Here is a 14,877-nt window from a genome sequence, read left to right on the forward strand (position 1 = left end):
CGTTTCACCTACTTTACTTCTTTATCAGAAGTAACTTCTTGATACTTTTCAACATGTTTACAATTTGGATAATTAGTACACCCTAAAAATTTTCGATTTTGTTTTGAAGATTTAACAACCATTCAACCATCTGTACATACTAAACAAGGTTTATTTTTTTCTAATTGTTTTTGAATATATCGACATTTTGGAAATGCTGAACAACCGTTAAATTTACCATATCTTCCTGTTCTTTGCACAAGTGGGGCACCACAAAGTGGACAATCTTGATCTAATAAAACCGGTTTAATTTTAAACTCAGTCATTTTATCAAAAGCATCATCAATCCTTGGTTCAAACTTAACTCAAAAGTCTTTTACCACTTGATGCATATCAAAATTACCATGAGCAATTTGATCTAATTGAGTTTCAACTTGTGAAGTATATGTCTCATTAATAATATCATAAAAAAACTCTTGAAGTTTATCATTAGTTAAAAGACCTTTCTCAGTAGCTTTAAAAGACTTATTTTCAATAATAACATAACCGCGTTCTTTAATAGTGTTCATAATTGGATTATAAGTCGATGGTCGACCAATTCCTAGTTCTTCTAATGTTTTAATTAATTTAGCTTCTGTGTATCTTGGTTTTGGTTTAGTAAAGTGTTGCTGTAAATTTACTGACTCAACTTTAATAATTTGATTTTTTTCAAATTTTGGTAAAACTAAAAGTTCTTCATTTTCAAGACTTTCTACATCAAGCATTAAAAATCCTTTAAACTTGATTTGTTGTCCTGTTAAACGAAATTGATAATCATTATTTTTAAATAAAACAGTAGTACTAATTAATTGTGCTGGTGCCATTAATGAACTAAGGGCACGAAAATAAATTAAATTATAAAGTTTTAATTGATCTTTATTTAAAAAATCAATAGCACGTTTATTATTCATTGTTAAATCAGTTGGTCTGATTGCTTCATGAGCATCTTGCACATTTTTTTTATTAGTCTGTTCTTTCTTCTGTCCAAGATATTGTTCACCATATTCATTAACAATTAATGTTTTGGCATTTTCAATAAATTTATCATTTAAACGTATTGAATCAGTACGAGGATAACTAATAAATCCAGTAAGTGTTCCATTAAAATCAATTCCTTCATACAATTGCTGAGCAATAAGCGTTGTTTTAGCAGTACTAAAATTTAATTGTGTTGATGCTGCTTGTAATAAACTACTAGTAGTAAATGGATTTAATGAATTACGCTTACGATTTTGTTCAGTAACAGAAATTACTTGATAACTATCACTTAATGCATTTTTAATAGCAACTGCTTCTTGTTCATTATTAATAACTAACAGTTCTTCTTTATATTTTTCACAATTTAATATTATTTTTTTTTGATAAGTACTATTAATTGTTCAAAATTCTTTACTAATAAAATTAATAATTTCACATTCTCTTGTTGCTATTAATTTTAATGCTACTGATTGTACTCTCCCTGCACTACGTGAACCGATCTTCTTTTGTAATAGATTACTTAAGCGAAAACCAATGATACGATCAACCATTCTTCTTGCTTCTTGACTACGAACTAATGGTAAATCAATACTATGTGGAGATTTAAATGCTGTTAAAATTGCATCTTTAGTAATTTCATTAAAAGTTATTCGTGATGATATATTACTTGTTGCTAATACTTGATCTAAATGATAAGCAATTGCTTCTCCTTCACGATCATGATCGGTTGCTAGATAAACATGAGTAATACTTTTTAATTTACTTTTTAATTCTTTTACCTTTGGCATTTTTTTGCGATCAATTTTGTAAATTGGTTCAAAAGTTTCTAAATCAATTCCCAAACCATATTGACCTTTAATTGCTAAATTACGAATGTGTCCATCCGAAGATAACACTAAATAATCATTACCTAAATATGATTGTACTGCTTTACTTTTAACTGGAGATTCCATGATTACTAATTTTGATGGCATCTTATATCTTCCTCTATATATAATTTATTAGCTTTATTCAAATACTATTTTGTAATATATATAACTTTAACGCGAAAGTCAATATTTTTTTGGATATATGCTTTTTTATAAAAATTTTAAATAACTTATTAACAATTAATATATAAATTATGCTATATTTATTTAGTAAAAATTTAATATAAGTTTTTATTCTATTTATTTTTGTAAATAAATAGGTTTTTATTTTGATTTGAAAGGAACATAAAAATGAAATTTTTAAACACAAATGAGAGCGAAATTAATTCTGAAATACTTTCTAATTTATTACAATCAATACTTCCAAATAATCCTCTTACAGTGGGACTAGTATGTCTTGCTGGTGGAATTGGTTACTATTCATGAAATTTTTACAAAAATAAAAAACAAGAATTAAATATAAAAGTAATACAAAAAAATGATGAAAAGAAAACTACATTAAACTCAAATAATCTAACAAATCAATCAAGTAATATAAGTAAATATGAATATAAAATGATATTAGATGATGCAACTAAAATTAATCAAATAATTTTAGATAATAACAATAGCAAAAATGTTGAAGAACAATATGATATGCTAAATGATGCTAAATCAGAAATAAATGTTGAAGAACAATATGATATGCTAAATGATGCTAAATCAGAAATAAATGTTGAAGAACAATATGATATGCTAAATGATGCTAAATCAGAAATAAATGTTGAAGAACAATATGATATGTTAAATGATGCTAAATCAGAAATAAACAAAGAAGATGAATGGGTAATAATTGATAATCAATCTAATGTAAAAAATACTATTCATAAAAATATTTTATAGACTATATTTTATAAAATATTAAAAAGAAAAAAAGTTAAAAGAATGAGTTTAATTAAAATTAAGGTAATGTTTAGTAATCTGTGTAACTTACAAAAATAACTATGTTTAATTAATTCTAGTAAATATAATTAAATGACTAGAAAGAGTGAGTTACAGATGGCTAAAAAAGATAACTTTAATAATAATGATCCAATATCAAAAGCAGTAGATTTATTATTAGAAAATACTGAAGATTTAACAACAGTTTTTAAAGAAGGGGGTTTATATAAAGAATTAACAAAACGTTTAGTTGAAAAAATGTTGAATTCTGAGATGCAAAATTATTTAGGATATGAAAAAAATCAACATAGTAATAGTGACAATGCTCGTAATGGTATAAGTTCAAAAAAATTAATAACTCAACAAGGTAAAATTGAGATTGATGTACCACGAGATCGTAATAGTAATTTTACTCCTGTAATAGTGCCAAAAAGACAGAGAAGATTTGATGGTTTTGATCAACAAGTTCTTTCCTTATATGCAAAAGGTATGACATTATCAGATATTAGAATGCAGTTACAAGAGTTATATCATGGTGCTGATATTAGTGAAAGTGTTATTAGTCAAATTACTGATGATGTGATTGATGATGTCAAAGCATGACAAAATAGACCATTAGAAGGCATTTATCCCATTGTTTATTTTGATTGTATAGTAGTTAAAGTACGACAAGATAAACGCATTATTAACAAATCAGTTTATATAGCTTTAGGTGTTGATTTAGAAGGTAAAAAAGATGTTTTAGGTTTATGAATTAGTGAAAATGAAGGCGCTAAATTTTGATTAGCAAATTTCACAGAAATGAAAAATCGTGGCTTAAATGATATTCTTATTGCTTGTAGTGACAACTTAACAGGCATGTCAGAAGCAATACAATCAGTTTATCCTAAAACTGAACATCAATTATGTATAGTTCATCAAATCAGAAATAGTTTAAAATATGTTTCATATAAACATCAAAAATCACTAGTTACAGATTTAAAGCCAATTTATAATGCATGTAGTGAAGAACAAGCAATGCAAGCTTTAGAATCATTTGAAAGTAAATGAAATAAACACTATCCTCAAATTGCTAAATCTTGATATAAAAATTGAGATAATTTAATGATTTTTATTAGTTATCCTCCAGAAATCAAAAGAGTGATTTATACTACAAATTCTATTGAATCTGTTAATAGTCAACTACGAAAAGTTATCAGAAATAAAAAAGTTTTTTAATAATCTGTGTATCTTTGTTTTGCAAAGTACTAGTTCAGATTAATTCTGTCTTCAAATTTTATCATAAAATGAGCAATTGCTGTATTTCAATTTTGAATGGGCATTGTTCATTTTTTCGTTATATTTTCAATTGCTAAATAAAATATTTTGAAAACTGCCATATCATTTGGAAAAACTTTTTTATTTCTGATAACTTTTCGTAGTTGACTATTAACAGATTCAATAGAATTTGTAGTATAAATCACTCTTTTGATTTCTGGAGGATAACTAATAAAAATCATTAAATTATCTCAATTTTTATATCAAGATTTAGCAATTTGAGGATAGTGTTTATTTCATTTACTTTCAAATGATTCTAAAGCTTGCATTGCTTGTTCTTCACTACATGCATTATAAATTGGCTTTAAATCTGTAACTAGTGATTTTTGATGTTTATATGAAACATATTTTAAACTATTTCTGATTTGATGAACTATACATAATTGATGTTCAGTTTTAGGATAAACTGATTGTATTGCTTCTGACATGGCTGTTAAGTTGTCACTACAAGCAATAAGAATATCATTTAAGCCACGATTTTTCATTTCTGTGAAATTTGCTAATCAAAATTTAGCGCCTTCATTTTCACTAATTCATAAACCTAAAACATCTTTTTTACCTTCTAAATCAACACCTAAAGCTATATAAACTGATTTGTTAATAATGCGTTTATCTTGTCGTACTTTAACTACTATACAATCAAAATAAACAATGGGATAAATGCCTTCTAATGGTCTATTTTGTCATGCTTTGACATCATCAATCACATCATCAGTAATTTGACTAATAACACTTTCACTAATATCAGCACCATGATATAACTCTTGTAACTGCATTCTAATATCTGATAATGTCATACCTTTTGCATATAAGGAAAGAACTTGTTGATCAAAACCATCAAATCTTCTCTGTCTTTTTGGCACTATTACAGGAGTAAAATTACTATTACGATCTCGTGGTACATCAATCTCAATTTTACCTTGTTGAGTTATTAATTTTTTTGAACTTATACCATTACGAGCATTGTCACTATTACTATGTTGATTTTTTTCATATCCTAAATAATTTTGCATCTCAGAATTCAACATTTTTTCAACTAAACGTTTTGTTAATTCTTTATATAAACCCCCTTCTTTAAAAACTGTTGTTAAATCTTCAGTATTTTCTAATAATAAATCTACTGCTTTTGATATTGGATCATTATTATTAAAGTTATCTTTTTTAGCCATCTGTAACTCACTCTTTCTAGTCATTTAATTATATTTACTAGAATTAATTAAACATAGTTATTTTTGTAAGTTACACAGATTACTAAACATTACCAAATTTCTTGACACCAGCAACAACAATACTACCATTATCATTATCAATTTTATATTTTTTATTTTTAATTATAATTTTATATTTTTCTAATAATTGCTTAAGATCTTTTTCATATAACATTGGGATTCCTATTTTTTTTGCATTTTCTAAATCATTTTCATTAATAACATATTCTCCTACTTCAAACTTAGAAGGTAATTCACGATATCATTTGATTTTAAATTGATTTTTTTCTAAAAGTGCAAGTAATTTTGCTTCTAATGTTATTATTCTAATATTTATTTCTTTAAGTTTTAAACTCATTCCATGCTTATTTTCATAATCATTAAATTGTTTTTTTAATTTTTTTAATCTTTGACTTCAAATATCTATACTAGTATTTAGTTCTTTATTTACTTTCTTTAAAGAACTAGTTTTTTTAATTATTTCATCTTTTTTTGTTTCCATTATTTCTTTACATTTTTGATTTTCTTCTGCAAGTTGTTTTTTTAAATTTTCTTTATCACTTACTTGTATTTCTTCTGCTTTATTATTTTCTAATGAAATTTCAGTTTTTGACAAAGGAAAAACTTCTTTAATTATTTCTAATACTTTATTATTACTAATATTATTGTTGGCATTACCCACCGTCTTTATTAAAAAAAGTATCATTTCCATTTTTTCTTGACTTAATTGATCGCATTCATTTTGTAATTTATTTATAATGGTATTTCAATCTTGAAATAATGAATAATATTTTTCTCTACTGAAATGTCCAAAACTAATATTTTTAAATTGTTTTCTCAATTGTTTTCTTCTCAATTCTGTTTGTTCAACATCACTGATACTATTACTACATAAATTTCTAACTATAAATTCTTCTTTTGTTATATTATTTATTTTACTTGTAAGCTGTTTTCATTGTTCTCTGGCATTAGTAAAACGATTTCATCAATGTGGTTCTATATTTAATACTTCTTGAATTAGTCAAACATTATAAACACCAAAAATATTAAATGATTGGGTACGTAAAGAATCAATTTTTGCTTTTAATTCTATTTCTCTTTTTCTTCAATCTAACGCCTTTTGTTTAATAGTATTAATAGTCATCTCAGTTGCTAAATCATTAAAATTAGTAATTTCCTCAACTAAATTTTGATAAGGAATATGAATATTTTTTTCTTCATTAATAGTACTTTCTTCTTTTTCTAATTCTTTTAATTCTAATTCTATTAGTTTTAAATTTTGCATTTCAGTAATACTTGGACTATTTATTAAAGTTTTTTTGTCTTCCTCTATTTTGATTTTTTTTGGCATTTACTTTCTCATCCTATCTATATATTCTCGAATTTTCTAATTGTAAACTTTAAACTAAAAATAAACCAATGCCTTACTTTTATTAAAATTAACTAAAAATAAAAAAACTATAATGAGCAAACACTCATTAAAGTTTTTAAGTACTATTTTTAGTTAATGTGAATAATTATAACATGCTGAATTATACTTGTAAGTGCAAGTAAATAAAATTGCAAAAAATTCTCATATAAAAATTTCATAATGCTAAATTTAGTTTAGAAAAAAGTAAGGAGTTTTTATATGAGTTATAAACATCTTGGCATAGATGAAAGGATTTATATTGAGAATCAATTGAAATTTAAATTTAAAATTAGTGAAATAGCTAAAAATCTTAATCGAAGTATTAGTACTATTATTCGAGAAATTAATAGAAATAAAGATAATAATCATTATTTTTCATTAATTGCACAAAATAAAGCTGAAAATCGAAAATAATCACATATTAGTTTTCATAAGTTTAAAAATAAGAATTTAGTAAAATATGTACAACAAAAATTACTATTAGGTTGATCACCTGAACAAATTTATGGCAGAATTAAAAATTTTCATAAAGAGTGAGTTATTAGTTTTAAAACAATTTATACTTGAATTTATTTTGGAATGCTTGATAAAGTTACTAGTAAAAATTTAAGAAGAAAAGGTAAAAAACGAAAATCTAAAGAAAATCGTGGCAAGTTTAATGGTAAATCAATTAAAGAACGAGATATAAATGTTAATGATCGTATAACACTTGGTCATTAAGAAGGAGATACTATAGTATCATCAAGAGCAAAAGCAAATCATGTTTAATAACTTTAGTTGAAAGAGTATCACGATTTACTTTAGCAATATTAGTTAAAAACAGAACTACTAAAGTTATTAATAAAAATGTCAGTTATTATTTATCAATTCTTCCTAAAAACATTGTTAAAACTATTACTTTTGATCGTGGCAAAGAATTTTCAAATTGACAACAACTTGAAAAAAATTTAGATGTAAAAATTTATTTTGCCAATCCATATTCACCTTGACAAAGAGGTACTAATGAAAATACTAATGGTTTAATTAGAGAAAAATTTCCTAAAAAATTTATTTTTTCAAAAACTAATAAAAATGAAGTTCATAAATTTATATTGTCTTTAAATCAAAGACCGAGAAAAATACTAAATTATCTTTCACCAATCGAATATTTGGATAGAAAAATAATTTAGTTGCACTTACCTTTACAATTTAGCTATTTAATAAAAAAATATTTACATAATACAAATTAGTTTTTATTTAAAAATAATCTTTATTACATAAAATATTTTATTTAATGACACACTCTAATTATATATAGATAATATTCAATATTTTTTTACTTTTTCTTTCTTCTTTTTAATACAAATATTGGAATAACAATTGCAAAAAATATTAAAGCAGTAAAACCAATAGTAATAATCATACATATTCTATTTATCTTTTTTTTGTATTGATTTAACTCTTGTGGATTAATAATTTCATAGCCATAATAACTTATAATATTACGTTTACGAAATTTAAAAATAACAATATTAATCATATGAATAAAGAAAATAACACCTAAAATAATTGTTAAAGTTATTGCATCTTTAATAATATCAGGAACATTAACTGTTCATTTTTGAATAATAAAAGTTAATTTCTGACCACTAATCAAAAACATAATGCCAATAATAATACCAAGAACAATATAACTACTAATACTTATTCAATTAATAATTATCAAGTTAGCATGAATTTTACGATAATTTCTAATTATAAAATTAGGAGGTAATAATGACCCTTTTAATGTTCTTTCAATATATAAATCCACTTCTCTTCTTAATGTCACAAATTCAATAATATTAATTAAAATAATAGTAAGAGCAATAATTGCTAATGGAATAGTAATTACAGGATGAGGAATAATTTTTATGTTAATCATACCAAAATATAAACCAATAAAAGTTGAAGCAATAATTAATGTCATAACACCAATAAATAATAAAATTAATTGTTTTAGCTTCTCTGATTTAATTTCTCTGCTAATTGGTTTTGGAATTTTAAAACTATTTTTATAACTAACTATTTCCATAGTATTAAATGTTTGTGGTTGATCATAATACATATCTTTTTCTTTAGTAAAGTTTTCATTGATCGGCACTGTCTTTTTTTCTTGTAAAGGTATTATATAAGAACTAGTAACTTGTATATTTTTACCATCATATTTTTTTTCATTATAATCATTTTCATTAAAATCAGAATTATGAATATTTTCTTTATTTTTATTAATTGGTGGTACAACATTGCTAAAATAAGTGTTATTATTAGTTGATTTTTGATAACCTTCTTTATCTGATAACCTATTTTTTTGTGAAAAAAATTTATCAAATAATTTAAATTTTATTTTAGACATATACATCACCTACATTTAATTAGTTAAAATATTTTTTGTCTTTTTAGAAATATGTTTACTTGAATAAAATTTTCTTTGTAATTTGGCAATTTCATGTTCAATTTCCAAAATTTTATCTTCAAATTGATAATCTTTTTCTTCTAAACTTAAGTATCCTTTAATAGAAATCCTTTTGCGTAAATACATTATTAATAAAATTGATAATAATAACAGAAAAATCAAAAGTGCTAACCCACCCATTGAATATAAAAAAGTAGTAATTGGAATCTCAAAACCTAAAAACTTAATGGTATTAGTACTACTATCATCACTTACTACTGCTAACACTAATTTCACCTCATACATTAGTATATAAATATTATAACAAAAACACCAAATCTAATTAATATTATCTATTTAATAGTTTATTTTCTGTTATAATAATTATTTTAATAATAAAAAAGAATATTAATAATATTCTTTTTCATATGTTCATCCTTCGCTACGTAAATATTTTGCTGCAACAAATTGTGCAAATATTGCTAGAAACAGGCCAAAGAAAGTAATCAATAATAAAACTGTATAATCAAGAATTGGACGATTAATTAAAAATAAATCTTCTGGTGGGCGCTGTAACTCTAAAATAAATCTAATTAAATTTCATCCAAAAAAGTAAAGTCCCATTTGAACACCTGCATGCATCATTCGATAATGATGTGGATTATTTATTTCATAAAGTTTTTTGCTTTTATTTATATAATCATTAATTTTCTTACCAGAAGGTTTGACTTCTGCTAATGCTTTATTTACTACATTTTTTGGTACTTGATTATAATAGTAAACTTCATTTCACATTTTAGTTCAAGTCAAATGTTTTGGGTCATGATTTACTTTATTTCAATATTTTGGATTAAAAGTTATTTTTCCTCAGTATTTAAAATTATTTTTAAAATCAAATTGAAACTTATCTGGCTCTACTTTTCATGGCTTTTTACCAAATCATTTACCAAGATTTGGAACAACAAGTGTAATCACTAATCATAATCCTAAATTAGCAATTGATTCATAAAGAAATATTGGTGCACGATAAACAATTTCACCATTAATAGTTTCTGGAGTGCCACTTGGTCCACCATTTAATTTAAAACAATTATCACGAATAAAAGCAGGTAATCATGATAATGAATCATAACTTACAACGTTACCAAGTAATTCATGATTAAAGAAATTACCTCAACGTCCTAATACCTGTCCTAATAAAATATTAGGAATAATTAAATCACCATATATTCATAATGATATTTTATACTTACGACCAACAAAGTAAAAAATAATTGCACCAGCAATAATTCCAAATAAAACACCACCATGAATAGACATCCCTGGTTTTCAAAATGCAAATTTTTCAAAAAAACTAATTGACTTATTAGGATCATCCTTGCCAAGAAAACTAGCACCAAATAATGAAGCAGGAATAATAAATATTATTGATCATGCTAAAGAATCAGTAGGAACACGATAACGTTTAAATTTTACTCAAGAAGCAATAATTGAAGCAAAAATACCCGACATAATAGCAAATGCATAAACATGAAACCATCCACCATAAGTATCAGTAATGCCGTGAGGTCCAACAAAATCTAAATTTAACATAACAAACACCTCACTTACAAGACCATCTTTTAATATAGAATACCATAATAGAATACCATAACTAACTAAGAATCACAATATAAATAAAGGCAAACAATACATATTACATATATAATTTTGATAAAGTGTAATTGTAATTCACATTTTTTTAGATTTTTTATTGTATATTATTTTTTGCAAATATAAACTTAAATTAAGATTTACCAAAAAACAATTACAAAAAATAATGTATTTTTGCTAAATCTTAATTTAATTTTAAAAAAAAGGAGGGAATAAAAATGAAATTTAAACAATTGTTATTATTAATTACCACTGTTACAAGTTTAGGGATGATATTATCAAATAATAAAATAATTAATAGCAATCAAAATACTACTTTTTTAAATAAAAACAATGTTTCTAAAATTAGCTTTAACAAAATGACAGGCACTACTGGTGAAATTAATAGTTTAACTTTTAAGGGGGAACAAACTTATGCCGTTAATAGTGAAGGTATTGTTTATAAAAGTGACAATGGTCAATCTTTTGAAGAAATAAATTTACTTAATTATGATTATAAAATAAAATCACTAATTACAACACCTAATGGCACAATTTATGTTGGAACTTATAATGAAAAAAATAATGAATTAAAAGTTTATATTCTTAAAAATGATCAACTTGCTGAAAAATATACTTTAAGTTCATATCAATTATTAGCAATGACTTTTGACAAAAAAAATAATATTTATATAGGAACAAATCAAGGGGTATATACTAATTCAAGTCCAACAACTGAATTAGAAAAAATAGATGGGGCAACAGGTAGCATTACAGTTTTAAAAACAACTAAAAATGGCTTAATTTATGCTGGTAATACAGAAGGAATGATTTTTAAAAGTATTGGGGGTAATCCTTTTAATTTAGTTGAGCAACTAAAAGATGGTGGTATTACAAGTATTGCTGTTGATAATAAAGAAACAATCTTTGTTACTAACAACAGTAAAAAAGTTTATTATAAACGTGTTACTATTGCTAATTTTTTACCATATAAGCAAATTTTAGAAACAATAAATACAACAGTAATAACTTTTGGAACAGGGGTTTTAGTTGGTGATAAAGATGGTAATATATGAAAAAGTTATCAAGAAAAAAACTTCACTTTATTCTATGAAAATAAATTTAATTCAATTAATGAATTGATTTATAATTCTAATAATTTTACTATTTATGCAACAACTACTGATGGAATATATAAAAATAAATAATCTAATTTAAAATAACTAATTTTAAGTTAGTTCTTTTTTAAAAAAATTGTAATACTTATTGAAAATTTAATAGTAAAATTATAAATAATTTTAATTTTTTATAATTTTGTTTATTCATAAAACATCTCTAATATTTTATTAGGAGGCTTTTTAGTAATCTGTGTTTCTTTGTTTTACAAAGTACTAGTTCAGATTAATTCTGTCTTCAAATTTTATCATAAAATGAGCAATTGCTGTATTTCAATTTTGAATGGGCATTGTTCATTTTTTTGTTATATTTTCAATTGCTAAGTAAAATATTTTAAAAACTGCCATATCATTTGGAAAAACTTTTTTATTTCTGATGACTTTTCGTAATTGACTATTAACAGATTCAATAGAATTTGTAGTATAAATCACTCTTTTGATTTCTGGAGGATAACTAATAAAAATCATTAAATTATCTCAATTTTTATATCAAGATTTAGCAATTTGAGGATAGTGTTTATTTCATTTACTTTCAAATAATTCTAAAGCTTGCATTGCTTGTTCTTCACTACATGCATTATAAATTGGCTTTAAATCTGTAACTAGTGATTTTTGATGTTTGTATGAAACATATTTTAAACTATTTCTGATTTGATGAACTATACATAATTGATGTTCAGTTTTAGGATAAACAGATTGTATTGCTTCTGACATGCCTGTTAAGTTGTCACTACAAGCAATAAGAATATCATTTAAGCCACGATTTTTCATTTCTGTGAAATTTGCTAATCAAAATTTAGCGCCTTCATTTTCACTAATTCATAAACCTAAAACATCTTTTTTACCTTCTAAATCAACACCTAAAGCTATATAAACTGATTTGTTAATAATGCGTTTATCTTGTCGTACTTTAACTACTATATAATCAAAATAAACAATGGGATAAATGCCTTCTAATGGTCTATTTTGTCATGCTTTGACATCATCAATCACATCATCAGTAATTTGACTAATAACACTTTCACTAATATCAGCACCATGATATAACTCTTGTAACTGCATTCTAATATCTGATAATGTCATACCTTTTGCATATAAGGAAAGAACTTGTTGATCAAAACCATCAAATCTTCTCTGTCTTTTTGGCACTATTACAGGAGTAAAATTACTATTACGATCTCGTGGTACATCAATCTCAATTTTACCTTGTTGAGTTATTAATTTTTTTGAACTTATACCATTACGAGCATTGTCACTATTACTATGTTGATTTTTTTCATATCCTAAATAATTTTGCATCTCAGAATTCAACATTTTTTCAACTAAACGTTTTGTTAATTCTTTATATAAACCCCCTTCTTTAAAAACTGTTGTTAAATCTTCAGTATTTTCTAATAATAAATCTACTGCTTTTGATATTGGATCATTATTATTAAAGTTATCTTTTTTAGCCATCTGTAACTCACTCTTTCTAGTCATTTAATTATATTTACTAGAATTAATTAAACATAGTTATTTTTGTAAGTTACACAGATTACTAAACATTACCTTTATTTTAGAGATGTTTTTAAAGATACTTTATAAATATATTAAACTTATATATTTGCTTGTAAATTTGATTTATATAAAAAACTATTACTATTTTTTAACTTTAATTTTATTTCTTTAAAAAAATCAAATCTTTCTTTTTCTTTATAATCATTAGAAAATATTTCTAAAGTTTCAGCATCAGATTTTTCATAAAAATGATATATATTATTGAATACTTGCTCTTGTGTTTCTTCTTCTTTTATTACTCGATATATAAAATTAAGAACTGAACACATTTTTCGATATTTATTATCTTTTCTTAAAGCATTATTAAATTTTTCTTTTTGTTTAGTATTCATTTTTGATATTTTTGAACTATTTTTAACGTTTGTTATATCAATTTCTTCATCGACTAAATAAACTATTTGATCTAAAAAATTTAATACTAATTCATCTACATCTTTTGATTTATATTTTTTTAAGGTTTCTAAATAAGTATCTGCTAAATTAATTGCTAATAAATTTAAAAAATTATTTAAAACTTTTGTTTTTAAATTTTTATTGATATTTAAATCCATTATCAAAACTCCTTAAAATCACCTTCAATAGAGTGATTATATCAATTTTAACCTCATATTTTTGTAAATACAATATTACTTTATTTTTTTACCTTTAATTCGTTTTCTTTTAAGTTCCAATTCTAATTTAGGATTATTATCATGTTTTAAATAATAATTTTGTCTATTTATAGTTAATTTATTTTCTAATATTAACCCTAATCTTTTAGTTTTTTCTTCAGCTAATTCTTTTTGTAATTTTCTGTCTTTTTCATTTTCAAGTGATTCATGTTTAAATCTAGAATCTTGTAAATCTTTTTTATGTTGTCTTTGCTTTTCTTTATCAATTAATTTTGCTTCAATCTTAGCTCTATTTTCTATATACTTTTTAATACTTTTAAAAATAGAAATTGGGTTCAAACAATCAATTATTTTTAATAAAATTTTCACATAACCCCCTACTCCCCATTTAAGTAATTATTATTAATATACTTATTTATAAATTAAAATTTTATCAATTTCTTAGGGAATTGTTTTTTTATTATATCATTTTATTTAAACTTGCTTTTAATTTATTTTTCTATGAATACTAGATTTATTATAGAAAATTATATCATTTTATTTATAATTTTTATAAATAAAATGATATAATAAAAAATATAAATAAATTATTTATAAAACTTTGAAATGGGGAATATAAAATGATTAATAACATAAAAAATATGATTAAAAATTACTCTAGAGAAATTGAGTGTCACGCAATAATAAAAAATAATTTAGAAAATAAT

The 14,877-nt window shown here is 23.5% G+C and carries 14 protein-coding genes and 1 pseudogene; 6 read left to right on the forward strand and 9 right to left on the reverse strand.

From position 1 onward, the window contains the following. Positions 1 to 8: 8 nt before the first annotated feature. Positions 9 to 1,970 (reverse strand): type I DNA topoisomerase, encoded by a 1,962-nt coding sequence (gene topA / locus AACK95_RS02790; RefSeq protein WP_338980682.1) that lies wholly within the window; start codon positions 1,968 to 1,970, stop codon positions 9 to 11. Between the two features lie 246 nt (positions 1,971 to 2,216). Here topA and AACK95_RS02795 point away from each other — a divergent pair, with 246 nt between their 5' ends. Both AACK95_RS02795 and AACK95_RS02800 read left to right on the forward strand, forming a co-directional pair. Further along, complete coding sequence (locus AACK95_RS02795; RefSeq protein ID WP_338980684.1) at positions 2,217 to 2,807, forward strand: hypothetical protein; 591 nt, start codon at positions 2,217 to 2,219, stop codon at positions 2,805 to 2,807. Between the two features lie 156 nt (positions 2,808 to 2,963). Beyond that, positions 2,964 to 4,061, forward strand: a pseudogene (locus AACK95_RS02800) (IS256 family transposase); the annotation flags it as partial. Positions 4,062 to 4,093: 32 nt separating this feature from the next. On the opposite strand, the gene AACK95_RS02805 reads toward AACK95_RS02800, so the two are convergent. After that, positions 4,094 to 5,332 (reverse strand): IS256 family transposase, encoded by a 1,239-nt coding sequence (locus tag AACK95_RS02805; RefSeq protein WP_338980977.1) that lies wholly within the window; start codon positions 5,330 to 5,332, stop codon positions 4,094 to 4,096. A gap of 82 nt (positions 5,333 to 5,414) precedes the next feature. Next, positions 5,415 to 6,722: a hypothetical protein gene (locus AACK95_RS02810; protein ID WP_338980688.1), complete on the reverse strand. Its 1,308-nt coding sequence runs from the start codon at positions 6,720 to 6,722 to the stop codon at positions 5,415 to 5,417. 279 nt (positions 6,723 to 7,001) lie between these two features. Between AACK95_RS02810 and AACK95_RS02815 the strand changes: the two genes are divergently transcribed. The 3 genes from AACK95_RS02815 to AACK95_RS07130 all read left to right on the forward strand — a co-directional run bounded on the left by AACK95_RS02815 (position 7,002) and on the right by AACK95_RS07130 (position 7,951). Beyond that, complete coding sequence (locus tag AACK95_RS02815) at positions 7,002 to 7,196, forward strand: helix-turn-helix domain-containing protein (RefSeq protein WP_338979555.1); 195 nt, start codon at positions 7,002 to 7,004, stop codon at positions 7,194 to 7,196. A gap of 165 nt (positions 7,197 to 7,361) precedes the next feature. After that, positions 7,362 to 7,502: a hypothetical protein gene (locus tag AACK95_RS02820; RefSeq protein WP_338980690.1), complete on the forward strand. Its 141-nt coding sequence runs from the start codon at positions 7,362 to 7,364 to the stop codon at positions 7,500 to 7,502. A 20-nt stretch (positions 7,503 to 7,522) separates the two neighbouring features. Further along, positions 7,523 to 7,951: an IS30 family transposase gene (locus AACK95_RS07130; protein WP_422397159.1), complete on the forward strand. Its 429-nt coding sequence runs from the start codon at positions 7,523 to 7,525 to the stop codon at positions 7,949 to 7,951. A 146-nt stretch (positions 7,952 to 8,097) separates the two neighbouring features. On the opposite strand, the gene AACK95_RS02825 is transcribed toward AACK95_RS07130, so the two are convergent. The 3 genes from AACK95_RS02825 to AACK95_RS02835 all read right to left on the reverse strand — a co-directional run bounded on the left by AACK95_RS02825 (position 8,098) and on the right by AACK95_RS02835 (position 10,788). Next, positions 8,098 to 9,156 (reverse strand): MSC_0882 family membrane protein, encoded by a 1,059-nt coding sequence (locus AACK95_RS02825; protein WP_338980692.1) that lies wholly within the window; start codon positions 9,154 to 9,156, stop codon positions 8,098 to 8,100. A 15-nt stretch (positions 9,157 to 9,171) separates the two neighbouring features. Beyond that, positions 9,172 to 9,483 (reverse strand): hypothetical protein, encoded by a 312-nt coding sequence (locus tag AACK95_RS02830; RefSeq protein WP_338980694.1) that lies wholly within the window; start codon positions 9,481 to 9,483, stop codon positions 9,172 to 9,174. A gap of 120 nt (positions 9,484 to 9,603) precedes the next feature. Further along, complete coding sequence (locus tag AACK95_RS02835) at positions 9,604 to 10,788, reverse strand: prolipoprotein diacylglyceryl transferase (RefSeq protein WP_338980696.1); 1,185 nt, start codon at positions 10,786 to 10,788, stop codon at positions 9,604 to 9,606. Between the two features lie 278 nt (positions 10,789 to 11,066). On the opposite strand from AACK95_RS02835, the gene AACK95_RS02840 reads away from it, so the two are divergent. Beyond that, positions 11,067 to 12,035 carry a hypothetical protein gene (locus AACK95_RS02840; RefSeq protein WP_338980698.1) on the forward strand — a complete coding sequence of 323 codons (969 nt, stop codon included), beginning with the start codon at positions 11,067 to 11,069 and terminating at the stop codon, positions 12,033 to 12,035. A 183-nt stretch (positions 12,036 to 12,218) separates the two neighbouring features. Here the strand turns inward: AACK95_RS02840 and AACK95_RS02845 are convergent, their stop codons facing one another. The 3 genes from AACK95_RS02845 to AACK95_RS02855 all read right to left on the reverse strand — a co-directional run bounded on the left by AACK95_RS02845 (position 12,219) and on the right by AACK95_RS02855 (position 14,539). Next, positions 12,219 to 13,457: an IS256 family transposase gene (locus AACK95_RS02845; RefSeq protein ID WP_338980979.1), complete on the reverse strand. Its 1,239-nt coding sequence runs from the start codon at positions 13,455 to 13,457 to the stop codon at positions 12,219 to 12,221. A gap of 140 nt (positions 13,458 to 13,597) precedes the next feature. Then, positions 13,598 to 14,110: a hypothetical protein gene (locus AACK95_RS02850; protein WP_338980700.1), complete on the reverse strand. Its 513-nt coding sequence runs from the start codon at positions 14,108 to 14,110 to the stop codon at positions 13,598 to 13,600. Between the two features lie 75 nt (positions 14,111 to 14,185). Next, a complete protein-coding gene (locus tag AACK95_RS02855; protein ID WP_338980702.1) occupies positions 14,186 to 14,539 on the reverse strand; it encodes a hypothetical protein in 354 nt (117 codons plus the stop codon). Positions 14,540 to 14,877: the final 338 nt, after the last annotated feature.

The sequence above is a fragment of the Spiroplasma endosymbiont of Lasioglossum malachurum genome (assembly GCF_964020065.1).
GTDB lineage: Bacteria > Bacillota_I > Bacilli_A > Mycoplasmatales > VBWQ01 > Spiroplasma_E.